At 65.3% G+C, this 15,846-nt stretch carries 17 protein-coding genes and 1 riboswitch; of the genes, 12 read left to right on the plus strand and 5 right to left on the minus strand.

Annotation, left to right across the window (positions count from 1 at the left end):
- Nucleotides 1-254 precede the first annotated feature (254 nt).
- Nucleotides 255-731 (minus strand): DUF6764 family protein, encoded by a 477-nt coding sequence (locus ACFULT_RS23215; RefSeq protein WP_019667995.1) that lies wholly within the window; start codon nt 729-731, stop codon nt 255-257.
- A gap of 240 nt (nt 732-971) precedes the next feature.
- Here ACFULT_RS23215 and ACFULT_RS23220 point away from each other — a divergent pair, with 240 nt between their 5' ends.
- Nucleotides 972-1,928: a DUF4349 domain-containing protein gene (locus ACFULT_RS23220; RefSeq protein WP_378482679.1), complete on the plus strand. Its 957-nt coding sequence runs from the start codon at nt 972-974 to the stop codon at nt 1,926-1,928.
- 75 nt (nt 1,929-2,003) lie between these two features.
- Here the strand turns inward: ACFULT_RS23220 and ACFULT_RS23225 are convergent, their stop codons facing one another.
- Complete coding sequence (locus ACFULT_RS23225) at nt 2,004-2,468, minus strand: tRNA (cytidine(34)-2'-O)-methyltransferase (RefSeq protein ID WP_170945129.1); 465 nt, start codon at nt 2,466-2,468, stop codon at nt 2,004-2,006.
- Between the two features lie 33 nt (nt 2,469-2,501).
- On the opposite strand from ACFULT_RS23225, the gene ACFULT_RS23230 reads away from it, so the two are divergent.
- Genes ACFULT_RS23230 through ACFULT_RS23240 form a run of 3 tightly spaced genes read left to right on the plus strand, consistent with a single transcriptional unit; the run spans nt 2,502 to nt 4,290 of the window.
- Nucleotides 2,502-3,110 carry a pentapeptide repeat-containing protein gene (locus ACFULT_RS23230; protein WP_094719121.1) on the plus strand — a complete coding sequence of 203 codons (609 nt, stop codon included), beginning with the start codon at nt 2,502-2,504 and terminating at the stop codon, nt 3,108-3,110.
- Nucleotides 3,111-3,147: 37 nt separating this feature from the next.
- Nucleotides 3,148-4,008: a bifunctional methylenetetrahydrofolate dehydrogenase/methenyltetrahydrofolate cyclohydrolase gene (locus ACFULT_RS23235; RefSeq protein WP_193748931.1), complete on the plus strand. Its 861-nt coding sequence runs from the start codon at nt 3,148-3,150 to the stop codon at nt 4,006-4,008.
- A gap of 6 nt (nt 4,009-4,014) precedes the next feature.
- On the plus strand, nt 4,015-4,290 hold the full coding sequence (locus ACFULT_RS23240) for a DUF3017 domain-containing protein (RefSeq protein ID WP_037111295.1): 276 nt from the start codon (nt 4,015-4,017) through the stop codon (nt 4,288-4,290).
- A gap of 30 nt (nt 4,291-4,320) precedes the next feature.
- On the opposite strand, the gene ACFULT_RS23245 is transcribed toward ACFULT_RS23240, so the two are convergent.
- The gene (locus ACFULT_RS23245) at nt 4,321-5,469 is read right to left on the minus strand and encodes a homoserine O-acetyltransferase (protein WP_037111292.1); all 1,149 of its coding nucleotides are present in this window, start codon (nt 5,467-5,469) and stop codon (nt 4,321-4,323) included.
- Complete coding sequence (locus ACFULT_RS23250) at nt 5,466-6,803, minus strand: bifunctional o-acetylhomoserine/o-acetylserine sulfhydrylase (protein ID WP_094719120.1); 1,338 nt, start codon at nt 6,801-6,803, stop codon at nt 5,466-5,468. Before ACFULT_RS23250 ends, ACFULT_RS23245 begins: the two co-directional genes overlap by 4 nt.
- Nucleotides 6,804-6,979: 176 nt before the next feature.
- Nucleotides 6,980-7,107: riboswitch (SAM riboswitch) on the minus strand.
- 330 nt (nt 7,108-7,437) lie between these two features.
- Here ACFULT_RS23250 and ACFULT_RS23255 point away from each other — a divergent pair.
- Complete coding sequence (locus tag ACFULT_RS23255; RefSeq protein ID WP_378482770.1) at nt 7,438-8,586, plus strand: MFS transporter; 1,149 nt, start codon at nt 7,438-7,440, stop codon at nt 8,584-8,586.
- 16 nt (nt 8,587-8,602) lie between these two features.
- Here the strand turns inward: ACFULT_RS23255 and ACFULT_RS23260 are convergent, their stop codons facing one another.
- Nucleotides 8,603-9,646, minus strand: a complete 1,044-nt coding sequence (locus tag ACFULT_RS23260; protein WP_378482680.1) for an iron-siderophore ABC transporter substrate-binding protein — start codon at nt 9,644-9,646, stop codon at nt 8,603-8,605.
- A gap of 192 nt (nt 9,647-9,838) precedes the next feature.
- On the opposite strand from ACFULT_RS23260, the gene ACFULT_RS23265 reads away from it, so the two are divergent.
- The 7 genes from ACFULT_RS23265 to ACFULT_RS23295 all read left to right on the plus strand — a co-directional run bounded on the left by ACFULT_RS23265 (nt 9,839) and on the right by ACFULT_RS23295 (nt 15,836).
- On the plus strand, nt 9,839-10,519 hold the full coding sequence (locus tag ACFULT_RS23265) for a response regulator transcription factor (RefSeq protein ID WP_037111286.1): 681 nt from the start codon (nt 9,839-9,841) through the stop codon (nt 10,517-10,519).
- Complete coding sequence (locus tag ACFULT_RS23270; RefSeq protein ID WP_037111285.1) at nt 10,516-11,502, plus strand: HAMP domain-containing sensor histidine kinase; 987 nt, start codon at nt 10,516-10,518, stop codon at nt 11,500-11,502. Before ACFULT_RS23265 ends, ACFULT_RS23270 begins: the two co-directional genes overlap by 4 nt.
- Nucleotides 11,503-11,603: 101 nt before the next feature.
- Nucleotides 11,604-13,103 (plus strand): DUF4153 domain-containing protein, encoded by a 1,500-nt coding sequence (locus tag ACFULT_RS23275; RefSeq protein ID WP_378482681.1) that lies wholly within the window; start codon nt 11,604-11,606, stop codon nt 13,101-13,103.
- Between the two features lie 56 nt (nt 13,104-13,159).
- Nucleotides 13,160-13,450 carry a DUF6412 domain-containing protein gene (locus tag ACFULT_RS23280; RefSeq protein WP_241483824.1) on the plus strand — a complete coding sequence of 97 codons (291 nt, stop codon included), beginning with the start codon at nt 13,160-13,162 and terminating at the stop codon, nt 13,448-13,450.
- A 74-nt stretch (nt 13,451-13,524) separates the two neighbouring features.
- Nucleotides 13,525-13,794, plus strand: a complete 270-nt coding sequence (locus ACFULT_RS23285; protein ID WP_037111276.1) for a DUF6412 domain-containing protein — start codon at nt 13,525-13,527, stop codon at nt 13,792-13,794.
- A 236-nt stretch (nt 13,795-14,030) separates the two neighbouring features.
- On the plus strand, nt 14,031-14,990 hold the full coding sequence (yidC, locus tag ACFULT_RS23290) for a membrane protein insertase YidC (RefSeq protein WP_378482682.1): 960 nt from the start codon (nt 14,031-14,033) through the stop codon (nt 14,988-14,990).
- A 39-nt stretch (nt 14,991-15,029) separates the two neighbouring features.
- Entirely contained in the window at nt 15,030-15,836 is an 807-nt protein-coding gene (locus ACFULT_RS23295; RefSeq protein ID WP_080733030.1) for an exodeoxyribonuclease III, read from the plus strand.
- Nucleotides 15,837-15,846 lie beyond the last annotated feature (10 nt).

Consider the following 15,846-nt stretch of genomic DNA (forward strand, 5'->3'; position numbering starts at 1 on the left):
GCCTTGTGAACGAACGAACCCTTAGGTCCCATCCGCGGCGGAAAAGGCCGAGCCGCCGTCACAGCGGGAGTAGGCCTAGGCGCTAGGGCAGTCACACAGTCCTCCTGAAGATGCGAGTGGAGTCATCGTAAACCCGTAACGGCTCGGGTACTACCTTTGGTCGTAGCTCGTTGCGGCGGAGGCGTGTATCTCGACGAAAAATCCCGCCAACCGACGACGGTGGCGGGATTTCACGACGACTGTGTCGGTGGGCGTCAGTTGCCCAACGCGCAGAACTGGCCCGAGGACAGGTTGAGGGCGAGCGACCACTGGCCGACGCAATCGACGCCTGCGGCTTCGGCGGTTGCTCCCGAGCCCCAACCGGCGATGGCGATGGTGGTTCCGCCGTTGTCCGCCCAGGAATGCGCGATTCCGCCGCCGATGGCTCCGGCGTATGCGGTGCCTCCGGCGCGCGAGGCTCCGAGTGCCGTGCCGTAGCCGGTTGCCAACGTGGAGGTGCTACCCGCGCCCTCGGCGACGCTGACGGCGGTGCCGCTGTCGGTCGCGGTTGCGGTAGCGCGTGACGCGTCCTGAGCGGTGGCGCCGCAGCTGGCGTAACCATCGACCTGGATGTCGTTCGCGGACGGAGGGGACACACACGTGACCGGTGCCGCGGAGGCCACGCCGGCGCCTGCGAAACCAGCAGCGACGATGCCGCCGCCGACAGCGAAAGCTGCTGCGGCACGGGACATTCGACTACTGGAGCGGAAGGAGGAGCCATCCTGGGGCGAGCGGCGGAGCAGAGAGAAAGACGGAACAGCGAACAACAGGGGGGCTCCTTCACGGAATCTTGCAAACGGGTCGATGCGGCACACCGTACCCCGGTTCGGGCGTCAGGTCATCAGTGAATGTTCCCAATGGGTGTAACGATTCGTCACCTTCGATGTCGTGGCCGCCTTGCGCATGTCGATGGTGCTCTAGCATCTTCGAAGATGAAGCGCAGTCTTGTCGTCGTTCTTGCCGGAGCGTTGGTGGTTCTCGCCGGATGCAGCGGGTCGTCCGACGGTCCAGCGGGTCCGCCGGCGGCGGATTCGTCGTTCACCTCGCCCGGTGTCGCGCTCGCGCCGGACTCCGGCGGAGCGGTGCGAGAGCAGGCGCCCTCGCCCGTCGAACGCAAAGAGGTTGTGACGGGCCAGATCTTCGTCACCGCCGACGATCCCGTCGACGCTGCACGCGATGCGGTCAGCGTGGTGGAGAGCGCCGGAGGGCGCATCGACAATCGAACCGAGAATCCCGCGACGGAGAATTCGACGGCCAGCAGTTCCATCACCGCCAGGATTCCGGCGGCCGAGCTGACCGTGACCGTCGACGAGATCTCGGCCCTCGGCAAGGTCACCAGCGTCAGCATCACTCGAGACGACGTCACCATGCAATATCAGGACCTCGACGCCAGGATCGCGGCTCTTGGGGCGTCGGTCGATCGGTTGCGTGCACTCATCGCCGGTGCGACGAACACGGCCGATCTGATCGAAGCGGAATCGGCGCTGTCGAGCAGGCAAGGCGAGCTCGACGGGTTGGTCTCGCAACGCAGCTACCTTGCCGACCAAGTGGAACTGTCCACCATCACAGTGCAATTCAGCACCGACGACGTCACGCCGTCGCCCGGGCCCGACAATTTCCTCGACGGATTGATCTCCGGGTGGAACTCGCTGATCGACGCGATAGGGGACGGGATCGTTGCCGTGGGCCGCGCGATTCCGTGGCTGGGTGCGCTCGCGGTGGGAGCGGGCATCGTCTACGCGCTGGTGCGGACGGTGCGTGCAGTCCGGCCGCGCCGGACAGTCGAGAAAGAGAACAGCGACGACACGGCTGGCGTGGGGACTCAGGACGCGGGGATCGAGGACGTGGGGACCGAGGAGCGCGAAGGCAGCGCCGCGCCTCGGGAATGAATCGGCGGTCAGTCTGCGGTGACGCAGTACCGGACTGGAATGAGCCGTGCCGTACTGGAGTGAGCAGTGCCGGACTCACACCGCCCCGTCGAATCCGTGTTGACGCCATGCCTCGTACATCACGACGGCGGCCGAGTTCGCGAGATTCAACGATCGCCGCCCCGGGATCATCGGAATGCGCAACCGGTCGGTGACGCGGTCGTCGGCCAGGACGTCGTCGGGGAGCCCGGTCGGTTCGGGGCCGAAGAGCAGGACGTCGCCGGGGAGGTAGTCGATGGATGTGTGGAATCGCGTCGAGTGAGCGGTGTACGCGAAGACACGATCGGGCTTCAGTGCCTCCCAGGCTGCGGTGAGGTTCTCGTGCACGGTCACCGATGCGAGGTCGTGGTAGTCGAGTCCCGCTCGTTTGAGTTTGGGCTCGGACATGTCGAAGCCCAGCGGGCCGACGAGGTGGAGTTCGCACCCCGTGCCTGCGACGAGGCGAATTGCGTTGCCGGTGTTCTGAGGAATCCGGGGCTCGAAGAACATGAGTCGAAACACCCGGCTCACTCTGCCACCACGCGTCGGGGAAGGATGGTGCAGGTGGACGAGGAACAGATCATCGGCGAGGACTACTCCGACAGCAGACTCGATCGGCAACAGTGGAACAGCCGAAGTTACGTTGCCTGCACCTTCCGGGATGCGGACCTCAGCGGACTGGAGACGACGTCCGTGGTGTTCACCGAGTGCGACTTCACCGGGACCGATCTGACCGAATCGGTTCACCGCGATGCGGCCTTCCGGTCCTGTACGTTCACTCGAACCAATCTGCTGCACTCCATTTTTCGCAATTCGACGTTCATGGGCTCGACATTCGTCGATTGTCGGCTCCGGCCCGCGACGTTCGACGAGGTCGACTTCACCCTGGCAGGCCTTGGCGGCGCCGACCTGCGCGGAGTGGATCTGACGGGATGTCGATTCGTCGAGGCCAACCTCGTGAACACCGACCTGCGCAAGGCGACGCTCGTGTCGGTCGATCTCTCCGGTGCCCGGGCCACCGGCGCAAAACTCGACGCCGCGGATCTGCGTGGGTCGAGGGTGGACGGGGCACTCTGGGTGGGGACCTCGCTCGTCGGTGCGAAGATCGAGCTCACCCAGGCGGTGGCCTACGCGCAAGCGCAGGGACTGGCTGTCGAGGGGTGAGAAATCGGCCAGTGACAGACCTGGAACAATACGGGTCGTGACTGCAACGATTCTGGACGGTAAGACGACCCGCGACGAGATCTTCGTCGATCTCACCGAGCGGGTTCGGACCCTACGGGAGAACGGCATCGTTCCCGGCCTGGCGACGGTGCTCGTCGGCGATGATCCGGGTTCGGCTGCCTACGTGCGGGGCAAGCACAACGACTGCGCGAAGGTCGGCATCACGTCGATTCGACGCGATCTCCCCGCCGACATCACCCAGGCGGATCTCGAAGGCGTCATCGACGAGCTCAACGCCAATCCGGCATGCACCGGGTACATCGTCCAGCTCCCGTTGCCGAAGCATCTCGACGAGAACGCAGCGCTCGAACGCATCGACCCGGACAAGGATGCCGACGGCCTGCACCCGATCAACCTCGGGCGTCTGGTTCTGGGCAAGGACGCGGCGCTGCCGTGTACGCCGCGCGGAATCGTGCATCTATTGCGTCGGTACGACGTGCAGATCGATGGAGCCCATGCCGTTGTCGTCGGTCGTGGTGTGACGGTGGGCCGCCCGATCGGACTCCTGCTGACTCGCAAGTCGGAGAACGCGACAGTGACGCTGTGTCACACCGGAACTCGTGATCTTGCCGCCGAGGTGTCGCGCGCCGACATCGTCATCGCGGCCGCTGGAGTGCCAGGCATCATCACCGCCGACATGGTCAAGCCGGGTGCTGCGGTCCTCGACGTGGGCGTCAGCAGGACCGAGGACGGTCTGCGCGGCGACGTCGCTGCGGGTGTCGCGGACGTTGCGGGATTCGTCTCACCGAACCCTGGCGGCGTCGGACCGCTCACTCGCGCGTTCTTGCTGTCCAACGTCGTCGAACGTGCCGAGCGAGACCTCGCGGCGACGGTCTGACGTCGCATGGGCGCTCAGATCCGCAAGAACCTACCGCTACTGGCCGTGATGGTCGTCCTCGCGGCCGCGCTCCTGCTCGTTCTTGCGGACAGGTGGCGTCGCGGGTCTTTCGTGCTGGGCGTGGCAACTCTTCTCGCGGCGGGTTTCCGGCTGTGCGTTCCCGAAAACCGCGTGGGGCTGCTCGCGGTACGAAGCCGTGGCTTCGATGTGTCCGCCCTTGCGCTGGTGGGCGGCGCCATTGTCTTCCTGTCGTCCTCGATCGACCCACTCGGTACGGACTGAGCACCGCACCGAGTCGGTCGACTCGTGAGCTCAGACCCTGCGAGCGGCGCGTGCGTGCTGCATCGTCTCGCCGAGCAGCTTCGCGACGGCCCCGGCTTCGGTGAGAAAGCCGTCGTGACCGTCTCGGGATTGAATGACTTCGAGTCCACGGCACTCCGGTAGACCGCGCGCGATTTCCTTCTGCTGACGCAGCGGATACAACCGGTCGGAATCCACACCGCCGACGATGGTCGGCACGGTGGCCAGCGCCAGCGCGGCGTCGACCCCTCCTCGTCCGCGACCGATGTCGTGCCGGTTCATCGCTTCGCTGAGCAACACGTAGGTGCCGGCGTCGAACCTGTCGGCCAACTTGTTGGCCTGGTGCTGAAGGTAGCTGTCGATGGCGTACCGGCCACCGTTCCAGGGGTTTTCGTCGCCCTGAGGGTTGTTCTCGAACCTGAGGTCGAGCTCGCTCTCGGTGCGATACGTCAGGTGCGCGATGCGCCGAGCGATCTTCAGTCCAGCGCGAGGGGATCGTGACGTGCCGTGGTAATCACCGCCCTGCCAGTCCGGATCCGACGCGATCGCTTCCATCTGAGTGGTCTGCGTGCCGATCTGATCCGCGGTGGCGCGGGCGCCGACGGCGAGTACCAGAGCGGCGCCGACACGCTCGGGATGGCCGACTATCCACTCCAGAGTGCGCATGCCGCCCATGGAACCGCCGACGACGGCAGCAAAGCGTTGGATGCCGAGTGCATCCGCGAGCGCGACCTCGGCCGCAACCTGGTCGCGAATGGAGATGCCGGGGAATCGGCTGCCGTAGGGCTTACCGTCCTCGGCAAGCGAGCTGGGGCCCGTCGTTCCGCCACAGCCACCGAGGACGTTCGATGCGACGACGCACCACTCGTCGGTGTCGATCGGTGCGCCGGGTCCGACCATCCCGTTCCACCAGCCAGGTAACGCATGATCCGTGTCGGCGGGTCCGCTGACATGCGAATCGCCGGTGAGAGCGTGCTCGACGAGAACCACGTTGTCGCGTCCGGGTGCGAGCTCACCCCAGCGCTGCACCGCAACGCTCACTTGGGGGAGCGAGGCACCGCTCTCGAGATCGAGCGGGCCGATGTCGATACTGCCGAGCCGTCCGTCCGGCGGCGGGAATCCCGCGGCCGGACGGACGTCGTGCACGGAGCCGATGGTCAAGATGCCGCCGCTGCGAATCCGGTTTCGAGATCGGCGAGAATGTCGTCGATCCCCTCGATGCCAACAGCGAGCCTGACCAGGCCCGGAGTGACGCCCGAGGCCAATTGCTCCTCCGGCGTCAACTGCGAATGTGTGGTCGAGGCGGGGTGAATGACAAGTGAACGCACATCACCGATGTTAGCCACATGGCTGTGGAGGCTCAGCGCGTTGACGAACTTCTTGCCGGCGTCGACGCCTCCCTTCAGCTCGAACGCGATGATGGCGCCCTGCCCTTTCGGGGCGAGTTCCTGGCCGCGGCGGTACCACGGCGACGACTTCAGGCCCGCATAGTTGATGGACTCCACCTCGTCCCGCGCTTCGAGGAACGCCGCCACCTTCTGTGCGTTCTCGACGTGACGTTCGATGCGCAGGCTCAGCGTCTCCAACCCCTGGCTGATGAGGAACGCGTTGAACGGAGACACAGCCGCACCGACATCACGCAGCAACTGGACGCGGGCCTTGAGCGCGAACGCCGGAGCGCCGAGGTCCGCGAACACGACGCCGTGGTAGCTGGGGTCGGCGGTCGTGAAGTTGGTGTGGCGTCCCTGCGTCCAATCGAAGGTGCCACCGTCGACGATGACGCCCGCAATGGCGGTGCCGTGCCCACCGAGGTACTTCGTCGCCGAGTGCACGACGATGTCCGCGCCGTGCTTCAGCGGCTGAATGAGATACGGCGTCGCGACGGTGTTGTCGACGATGAGCGGAATCCCGCTCTCGTGCGCCACCGCGGAGATGCCGGGGATGTCGAGGATGTCGTTCTTCGGGTTGGAGATGGTCTCGCCGTAGAACGCTTTGGTGTTCGGCGTGATGGCTGCGCGCCACTGCTCCAGATCGTCCGGATCCTCGACGAACGTGACCTGCACGCCGAACTTCGGGAGCGTGTAATGAAACAGGTTGTACGTTCCGCCGTACAGACGCGGGCTGGAGACGATGTGGTCGCCCGCTTCCGCGAGGTTGAGGATCGCGAACGTCTCGGCCGCCTGACCGGAAGCCAGGAGCAAGGCGGCGACCCCGCCCTCGAGAGCAGCGATGCGCTGCTCGACCACGTCCTGGGTGGGGTTGATGATGCGGGTGTAGATGTTGCCCGGTTCTGCCAGCCCGAACAGCGCGGCGGCGTGATCGGTGTTGTCGAACGTGTACGACGTGGTCTGGTAGATGGGCAGAGCGCGCGCGTTGGTCGCACCGTCCGGGGTCTGACCCGTGTGAATCTGCTTGGTCTCGAATGCCCACGAAGCAGTGGGGTCTTCGATGGGGGCGCCGGTGGCGTCCACGACGTCAGGGGTGTTGTCGGTCATGTGAGTGATAACTCCGTCTTCGAAGGATGATCAGGTTTCGAATCGGCTCTGGTCGGAAGAGCCGGGGCGGGGCGTATCGGTACAACAACACATGATCAACCTCTTCCTGGGGCCGCCGACGCATCGGACAGTCCCGGTCAGTGGGCCCGCCGACATCATGTGACATCACCGTGGCGGGCCCGCGCTTGCTCGACGGCCACGCGTGCGCGCAGCCGACTAACCAGGTCTTCTCACCCGGGGCACCCCACCGCGGTTGGAGGGTTGCCGGCCAGCAAGCCGGGGCTCGATGCTGGCACTCATGACCTGGCGTGAATCCTAGCGGTGCGATCGAATTCGGGAAACAAGGAGTCCGGGCACAACCCGCCTGCGGAATGTTCATTGGACTAGGGCGTGAGCACAATCACCGCCCGAGGATTCGAAATTTGCTTGTGCGGGGGATGAGAATCGATGCCTCGGACGTTGCCGACTGAGTTCGTCCTTTATCTTCTTGATCGATTCCGAAAACCCGAAAGGTCGTAGTGCCGTGTCTGTCACCGATTCCGCCCTCGCCAGAAATGTCGGCGCCGTGCGTTCGAAGGTGTCGCACGGTCTGAGTACCAGTAACCGTCCGCACTCCACACGGCGGCGGTTCGCGATGTTCGCCCTGTCCATCGGTGGGTTCGGCATCGGGACCACCGAGTTCGCGTCGATGGGTCTGCTTCCCGACGTGGCGTCGAGCATGGGAATCTCGGAGCCGTCGGCCGGTCACATGATCTCCGCGTACGCCCTCGGCGTCGTCGTCGGGGCGCCTGCGATTGCAACCCTGGCCGCGCGGGTTCCGCGTCGAGCACTGTTGATCGCTCTGATGGTGGCGTTCACCCTGGGCAACCTCGGCACCGTGTTCGCTCCCAGTTTCAACGAACTGGTCGCATCCAGGTTCGTTGCCGGCTTGCCTCACGGTGCCTACTTCGGCATCGCGGCTCTCGTCGCGGCGCATCTTGCCGAGCCGGGCAAGCGGGCCAAAGCGGTCGCCATGGTCATGATGGGACTCTCGATCGCCAACGTCGTCGGTGTTCCCGCAGCCACCTGGCTGGGGCAACTCCTCGGCTGGCGCAGTGCGTTCGCCGTCGTGGGCGTGATCGGTGCCCTCACCGTCGCAGCCTTGATCATGTGGATGCCTCGTCTCGACGGCATGCCGACCACCAATCCGATCACCGAGCTCGGTGCACTTCGCCGAAGCCAGGTGTGGATGACGCTGTTCGTCGGCATGGTCGGCTTCGGTGGCATGTTCGCCGTGTACACCTACATCTCGTCGACGCTGACCGACGTCGCGGGACTGGCACGCACTCTGGTGCCGGTCGCGCTGATGATCTACGGCCTCGGCATGGTAGCCGGCAACTACTTCGGCGGATGGCTCGCGGACCGCTTCAAGCTGAGGGGAACGTTCTTCGGGCTGGCATCGATGGCCGTGTTCCTGGCTGCGTTCGTTCTGGCCGCACACAACCCGATCAGCGCGTTGATCCTGGTGTTCCTGATCGGCGCGTCGGGCTCGTCGGTGATCCCCGGACTGCAGACCCGGTTGATGGACGTCGCCGAGGACGCTCAGACACTGGCGGCGTCGCTCAATCACGCGGCGTTCAACCTCGCCAATGCAATCGGTGCTGCGCTCGGTGGTGCCGTCATCGCCGCCGGTTTCGGCTACACGGCGCCCGCGGCTGCAGGTGCGATCCTGGCCGTCGCAGGTCTCGCCGTTCTGTCCACCGCGATGTGGATGCAGCGTCGGACCGACGCTCGCGCTGCTTGATCCAGGCCGAGATCGTTCAGCTCGTGGTGGTGGCTGCGCCGTCCCCCGCGAGCGTGCCGGCGAAGGCCGGGACCAACTTGTCGATCACGTACGGCAGGCTCAGGACGCTGGTGAAGTAGATCGCGCCTGCTGTGACGTCATCGGTGAACACGAGCTTGTTCTCTTTCACCCGCTCGAGGTTCCGATACACCTGCTCCTGCTCGAGTGCGGTGCGATCTTCGGGCTTCTCGGTGGCCCACAGCAGCACGTCGGCCGAATCCAGGACCGACAGGTTCTCGAGCGGAATGTATGCCTGGCCGCTGCCGTCCGCAGGTGCGTATTCATCGATGTCCGACGGCACGGCGAACCCGAGGTCGGTCAGAAAATCCGTGCTCAAGCCGTTCTGATAGGCGATGGCGTCGCCGTCGTAGAAGGCGTTCTGAAGGAAAATCGCCTTGGTTCCCTCGAACTCCGGGTGCTCGGACCTCGCGGACGCGAACTTCTCGTCGACGCCCGAGATGAGATTGTCGACGTCGTCCTTCTTACCGACAGCGGTGCCGATGCTGCGAGCTTGAACATCCCACGGTTCGAAAAATCCGGTGTACTCACCGGACTGAGCAATGGTGGGGGCGATCTCACTGAGCTTCGAGTAGGTCTCCTGGTCGAGACCCGCGTTCGTACCGATGATCAGATCGGGGTCCAACGCGGCGATTCGCTCGTACTGAAATCCGTCGGAATTGTCCAGCACCTCTGGCTGTGCGTCGCCGAGCGCGTCCTGTGCCCACGGCCAGGTGGCGTACGGCTGCTCGCCGTACCACTCGGTGATTCCGACGGGAGTGACGCCGAGGGCGAGAAGGGTGTCCTGCTCTGTGTAACCCACGGAGACGACGCGTTGCGGTTCCGATTCCACCGTCGTCTCGCCGAAGGCGTGGTCGACGGTCACCGGAAACGCGCCGCTCGACTCCGCGCCGCTGGTGGGAGTGCTCGTTGTGTCGCCGGACGAACTCGAGCAAGCGGACAGCAGAAGTGCTGCAGCAGCCGCGGCGGCGGCCCACCGGAGCAGTCGCGTGGATTCGGCCATGAGGGTGCCTTTCGGAGGGGGAGTGACGTGGCTCGAGTTCTGTCGGGCCTCGTTCAGATCCGTAAGGGTAGCCGACCCTAATGTGGGCGCATCGAGCCGCGTCCCGCGTCGCTCACGCGGCCCGACGGATCTTCACCGAACCTCCACATTTCCCGACGGACTCCTCCATGTTCGGGCTCTAGGGTCGACATCATGAACCGCACAGTGCTGGTCGTCGACGACGAACCCACGATCTCCGACGCGTTGGCCGCACGACTCCGCGGCGAAGGTTTCGGCGTGGTGACGGCGCACGACGGACCGTCGGCGGTCGAGGTCTGTGCCCGCGAGAAGCCGGACGTCGTGGTTCTGGACGTCATGCTGCCGGGTTTCGACGGCCTGGAGGTGTGCCGACGGATCCAGGCGGACCGTCCGATTCCGGTGCTGATGCTGACCGCGAAGTCGGACGAGACCGACATGCTCGTCGGACTCGGCGTCGGCGCCGACGACTATCTCTCCAAGCCGTTCAGTATGCGCGAGGTCGTCGCGCGGGTGCACGCACTCCTTCGTCGCGCCGAACGCACCACCGCGGTATCGACGGCGACGGCGGCGATGACGCTCGGCGCGTTTCGAATCGACCACGATGCGCGACGCGTGAGCGGACCCGACGGTGAAATTCACCTCACCCGAACCGAATTCGACATCCTTGCATTCCTGTCGGCTCGACCCGGCGCTGCGGTCGCCCGCGACACCCTCCTCGCCGAACTGTGGGGTTGGGAGGATTCTGCCAGCAGTCGGACCGTGGACAGTCATGTGAAAGCGTTGCGCCGCAAGCTCGGCGGCACGCTGATCCGCACCGTTCACGGCGTCGGGTACGCGCTGGAGACTCCACGATGAGGGCTCCGATCCCGCTTGTCCGATTGCCGCGACCGCTGGACTCGCTGACGTCGTTCAAACTAAAGGTTGCTCTGATCGTGGGGATCGTTCTGCTGTTGGCCAGCGTGACGTTCTGGATCGGTGCGAGCTGGCAGTTCCGCTACACGCTGCTGGCCGCGCTCGTGGTGTCCATCGCAGCAACGCAATTGGTGGCGCACGGTATGACTTCACCGCTGCGAGAGATGACGGCCGCGGCCCGCGCAATGGCACGAGGGGACTATACGACGCGGGTGCGTGCGAGCTCGCGTGACGAGGTCGGCCAACTCGCCGAGGCTTTCAACACGATGTCCGCTGATCTCGAAGCCGCCGACACGTACAGGCGTGAGCTTATCGGAAACGTCTCCCACGAACTCAAGACGCCGATCGCGGCACTTCGTGCGGTGCTGGAGAACATGGTCGACGGCGTGAGCGAGCCCGATCCTGCAACGCTGAACGTGGCACTGCGTCAAACGGAGAAGCTCGGTGACCTGGTGACCGAGTTGCTGGATCTGTCCCGGCTCGAAGGGGGAGTGCTCCCACTGCGGCCGGAAAGATTCGGTGTGCACGACTTCCTCGTCGCGGTGGCGTCGGAGTACGGGCGGGTGCGCGTCGTGGTGACGCCGCACCAGCTGCAGATATCCGCCGACCGGTCACGAGTGCAGCAGATCGTGACGAATCTGCTGAGCAATGCCGTCGAGCATTCCCCTCCAGGCTCCTCCGTCACAGTGTCCGCGAAGCCGGCATCGGAAGGGGTCAGGATCGAGGTGTCCGACGACGGTCCGGGAATCTCACCCTCCGAACGTTTTTCGGTGTTCGATCGGTTCACCAGAGGTGGTGCCACAGGCGGCGGAACCGGACTCGGTCTGGCGATCGCCCGGTGGGCGACCGAACTGCACGGCGGCACCATAGAAGTCCTGGACAGATCACCGGGGTGCCACATCCGGGTGTGCCTTCCGCAGAACTGAACCCTGCCCGGTCCCACACGAGAACCACATTCACTCACGGCGCACGCACACGCGTGTCGTCGCTCCAAGTCCTGCCCAGAACAACTGTGAGGTAAGGGAAAATGAACGTAATCGCTACACCGGAGTCCACTTCCACCGGGCCTGCTCCGGCCGTTCCGCCGCACAACCGGTCAACGCGTCGATGGTCACCGTGGTCCCCGCGAGTGTGGCCGGTGCTCCGCCATGCGTCGGCGCCGCGAAAGGCTTTGATCGCCGCGATGACCGCAGGTGTGGTGGGAGCATCGGTTCTCGGAGGACAGGGCGTCGGATACTCCATCACCACGGCCGCCGTCGTCGCCGCAGTCGCCTTCGCGCTGCGAGAAAGGCCTACACCGTGGCAGTTCACCGGTGCGAGCGGAGTGCTTCTACTGGGATCGGTCGCGACCGTCCGCGCAGCGGAGTGGCTGGTGGCGCTGTGCACATGGACGTCGATCCTCGTTGCCGCGGCTGTGCTGTCGGGCTCCTGGACCTGGCGAGGGCTCGGGCTGGGAACGTTGGCTCCGGTGTTGCTGCCGGTCCGTACGTGGAGATGGGCGTCCACCGGTGCACGGCAGCTGGACACCGACCGTGCCCACCCGCGCAGACTGGCCGCCGTCGTCGCCTCGACGGTGGTGCTCGTGATCGTGTTCGGCGCGCTCTTCGCCGCAGCCGACCCGACGTTCGAGAAGATCGTCGACGCGGCGACTCCCGACTGGGATCTCGGCGGGGCTGTGACACGCATCCTCGTGTTCGCATTCGTCGGCGCAGCGACATTGGGCGCGGCGTATCTGGCGGTCAACCGACCGCGCTTCGATCTGCTCGCACGGCAGGCGAAGTCGTCGGTGTCGCTCTGGGAGTGGATGGTGCCCGTCGCGGCTCTCGTCGGAGTGTTCGCTCTGTTCGTGGCAGTTCAGATGACAACACTGTTCGGCGGTCAGAGCCACGTACGCACGACGGACGGCCTCACCAATGCCGAGTACGCCCGTCAAGGGTTCTGGCAGTTGCTGGCAGTGACGGCTCTGACTCTTCTGGTACTGGCTACCGTCGTTCGCGCGGCGCCGCGAGACACTCGTACCCAGCGGACGTATCTGAGGGTTGTTCTCGGCGTGCTGTGCGTCCTCGCCCTCGTGGTGGTGGCCTCGGCCTTGCACCGTATGTCCCTGTACGAGCGTCAATACGGGTACACGACGCTTCGTCTGTTCGTCACGGTCGTCGAGGTTCTGCTGGGAGCGGTGTTCGTGCTTGTCATGGTCGCCGGAATCGGCATGGCGGGGAAATGGCTGCCGCGAGCTGTCGGGGTCGCTGTCGTCGGCGCGGTTCTTTCCCTCGCTGCGCTGAATCCGGACGCGTACGTCGCCCGGCACAGCGTCGAACGGTTCCAGGACACCGGCACGATCGACACACGGTACCTCCGAAGCCTCTCTGCGGATGCGGCACCGGAGCTCGACCGCCTGCCGGAGCCCTATCGCAGTTGCGTGCTCTCCGACGTCGTTGCAACCGTGAAGTGGACGGAATGGAACCTGGCCGAGGACCGAGCTGCAGCTCTCGACGGGCGTGGTCCCGGAGGCGCGAACTGCGCGTGATCGGATGGACGCGATACGCTGGCGACCGGCGAGTCGAACGGAAGGGGTGGACGGCAATGCGGTACCTGAGTGCAGTCTCGGCATACCTCGTCCTACTCCTGATGCTCGCCGTCCTTCCCGACACCGCCGTGACGACAGTTGCCTTCGGGCTGGTCGTCACCGCCGTGGCCGTGGCGCTCGCGTCGTCGGCGGCAAGGCGAGTCGTGCTCGACGCCCTGTTCGGCGTCGTACACGGACCAGGGGGAGAGGAACGCCGGCGCCGGGGATCGTTCCGCCGTCAGCAACGGCCCGACGAAGCGGGCCGCCCCATGCCCAGAGCGCCGGGCGCACCGGTGGGGGCACACTGAGCGACGCTCGCGTCTGCGACTCTGTCCCCGAACCCCTTCTGCCGAAAGAAGTTCGTTCACCCCGGGGAGTTCTCGTGCGCGCAATCGTCGTTTCACTCGTCGTCACCGTACTGCTGCTGCTGGCCGTCTTCGACGACCCGTCGACGGTCGGCGGCCTACTGCTCGGGATCGCTGCGGCGACGCTCGCCGCGATCGGCGCGGTCGACGCGACAGTGGGACTGGACCGAACCCGGGTGCCGGGTCCACCAGCGGAAGAGCGACGTCTGCGCGGACGATTCCGTCGCCAACACCGCCCTGATGCACCCGGGCGCCCCATGCCGAGAGCACCCGGATCGATGACCTGACCGTTCCCGCAGGCTCCACTCCCGTCCCCTGCCTGGGTCGTTCCTGCAGGCTCCACTCCCGTCCCCTGCCTGGGTCGTTCCTGCAGGCTCCACTCCCGTCCCCTGCCTGGGTCGTTCCTGGAGGCTCCACTCCCGCCCCCTGCCTGGGTCGTTCCTGCAGGCTCCACTCCCGTCGGCGAGTCCTGCCGGGATCGGTCGTGACGTTCATCGACCGACTCCCTCGAAGAGGTGCTCTCATGCTCGATTTCATCTATTACCCCGTGTCCGGAATCCTCTGGGTCTGGCACACCGTGTTCGGCTCGGTCCTCGGACCGGACAACGGGATCACCTGGGCTTTGTCCGTGATGTTCCTGGTGTTCACCCTCCGGCTCGTGCTCTACAAACCCTTCGTGAGCCAGGTGCGGACCCAGCTCACGATGAAGAAACTGCAACCGGAGATCAAGGCGTTGCAGAAGAAGTACAGCGGTGACCGCGCGCGGCAGGCCGCCGAGATGCAGAAGCTGCAGAAAGCGCACGGATTCAATCCGCTGCTCGGCTGCCTACCCGTGTTGGTGCAAGCACCGGTGTTCATCGGGCTGTTGCACGTGCTCCGCTCCTTCAACCGAACCGGCACCGGTATCGGGCAACTGGGAATGACGCCGGAGGAGAACGCGAACACCGCGAACTACTTCTTCAGCGCCGCAGATGTCCAATCGTTCCTGGACGCAAGGCTTTTCGGTGCACCGATCTCCGCCGCGATCAACAGCGGGGCGGCGACACTGGAGGCGTTCGCACCGTTCGGCGGTGTACCGACAGTGATCGGCATCGCGATGGTGGCGATGCCGTTGATGGTGCTGGCCAGTATTGCCACGCACTTCAACTCCCGTGCGTCGATCGCTCGACAGGACGACGCTGCGCGCGCCAATCCGCAGACGGCGCTGATGAACCGTCTGGCGCTGTGGGTGTTTCCCGCAGGCGTACTGCTCGGCGGTCCATTTCTGCCGATTGCCGTGCTGCTCTACTGGGTCAGCAACAACCTCTGGACCTATGTTCAGCAGCATGTGGTCTACCGACGCATCGACTCCCTCGCTGCGGGCGCCGCAGTGGTAGTCAGCGACGCGGACGACGGAACGAAGCAGGCCGACGCCACGGTGGCCGCACCGTCGAAGCCCCGGCCCGGTGTCAAGCCCGGAGGCCGTAAACGTCGACGTCGATAGATTCCAGGTCTGTCGGTGGTGTCGGCTACGGTGCCCTACGTGACTATCACCGTGTCCACAGTCAACGTAAACGGAGTACGCGCGGCAGCCAGGAAAGGCATGTTGCCGTGGCTCGAGACCACCGACGCGGACGTGATCTGTCTGCAGGAAACCCGTGCGAACGACGGCGAACTCACCAAGGCACTCGCCCCCGCACTGGACGCTGGCTGGCACCTGGCCTCCGCCGAACCGTCGGCGAAGGGGCGCAACGGTGTGGCGATCCTGTCCCGCACGGCGCCCGATGCCATCCGGGTCGGGATCGGAGCGAAGGAGTTCGAGGAATCCGGACGTTACATCGAGGCCGATTTCGGTGATGTGTCCGTCGCGAGCCTGTACCTACCGTCCGGTGAAGTCGGTACCGAACGCCAGGAGGAGAAGGAACGGTTCATGGCGGCGTTCGCCAAGTACCTCGCCAAGTCCGCGAAAGCAGCGAAGTCCGCGGATCGAGACGTGGTCGTGTGCGGAGACTGGAACATCGCCCACACCGAGGCCGACCTGAAGGCGTGGAAGACCAACCGGAAGAATTCCGGATTCCTGCCGGAGGAACGTGAATGGGTTTCGGCCCTGCTGACGGAGAAGGCACCGTGGACCGACGTCGTGCGCGCGCTGCACCCAGAGGTCGACGGGCCGTACAGCTGGTGGTCATACCGAGGGAAGGCATTCGACAACGACGCGGGCTGGCGTATCGACTACCAGTTGGCAACGGCGTCGCTCGCAGAGCGGGCCAAAGAGGCGGTCACCGAACGTGCCGAGGCCTACGACCAACGGTGGTCCGATCACGCGCCTGTCACGGTCCGGTACCGGTAACACCTGAGAA

It is taken from the genome of Rhodococcus sp. NPDC057297, from assembly GCF_042667435.1.
GTDB lineage: Bacteria > Actinomycetota > Actinomycetes > Mycobacteriales > Mycobacteriaceae > Rhodococcoides.

Bases quoted from the DNA above. Each gene is read 5' to 3' on its own strand.
- ACFULT_RS23215 (WP_019667995.1), bottom strand. From the start codon at position 731: ATGTCCCGTGCCGCAGCAGCTTTCGCTGTCGGCGGCGGCATCGTCGCT.
- ACFULT_RS23220 (WP_378482679.1), top strand. From the start codon at position 972: ATGAAGCGCAGTCTTGTCGTCGTTCTTGCCGGAGCGTTGGTGGTTCTC.
- ACFULT_RS23230 (WP_094719121.1), top strand. From the start codon at position 2,502: ATGGTGCAGGTGGACGAGGAACAGATCATCGGCGAGGACTACTCCGAC.
- ACFULT_RS23240 (WP_037111295.1), top strand. From the start codon at position 4,015: ATGGGCGCTCAGATCCGCAAGAACCTACCGCTACTGGCCGTGATGGTC.
- ACFULT_RS23250 (WP_094719120.1), bottom strand. From the start codon at position 6,803: ATGACCGACAACACCCCTGACGTCGTGGACGCCACCGGCGCCCCCATC.
- ACFULT_RS23255 (WP_378482770.1), top strand. From the start codon at position 7,438: ATGTTCGCCCTGTCCATCGGTGGGTTCGGCATCGGGACCACCGAGTTC.
- ACFULT_RS23260 (WP_378482680.1), bottom strand. From the start codon at position 9,646: ATGGCCGAATCCACGCGACTGCTCCGGTGGGCCGCCGCCGCGGCTGCT.
- ACFULT_RS23265 (WP_037111286.1), top strand. From the start codon at position 9,839: ATGAACCGCACAGTGCTGGTCGTCGACGACGAACCCACGATCTCCGAC.
- ACFULT_RS23270 (WP_037111285.1), top strand. From the start codon at position 10,516: ATGAGGGCTCCGATCCCGCTTGTCCGATTGCCGCGACCGCTGGACTCG.
- ACFULT_RS23275 (WP_378482681.1), top strand. From the start codon at position 11,604: ATGAACGTAATCGCTACACCGGAGTCCACTTCCACCGGGCCTGCTCCG.
- ACFULT_RS23280 (WP_241483824.1), top strand. From the start codon at position 13,160: ATGCGGTACCTGAGTGCAGTCTCGGCATACCTCGTCCTACTCCTGATG.
- yidC (WP_378482682.1), top strand. From the start codon at position 14,031: ATGCTCGATTTCATCTATTACCCCGTGTCCGGAATCCTCTGGGTCTGG.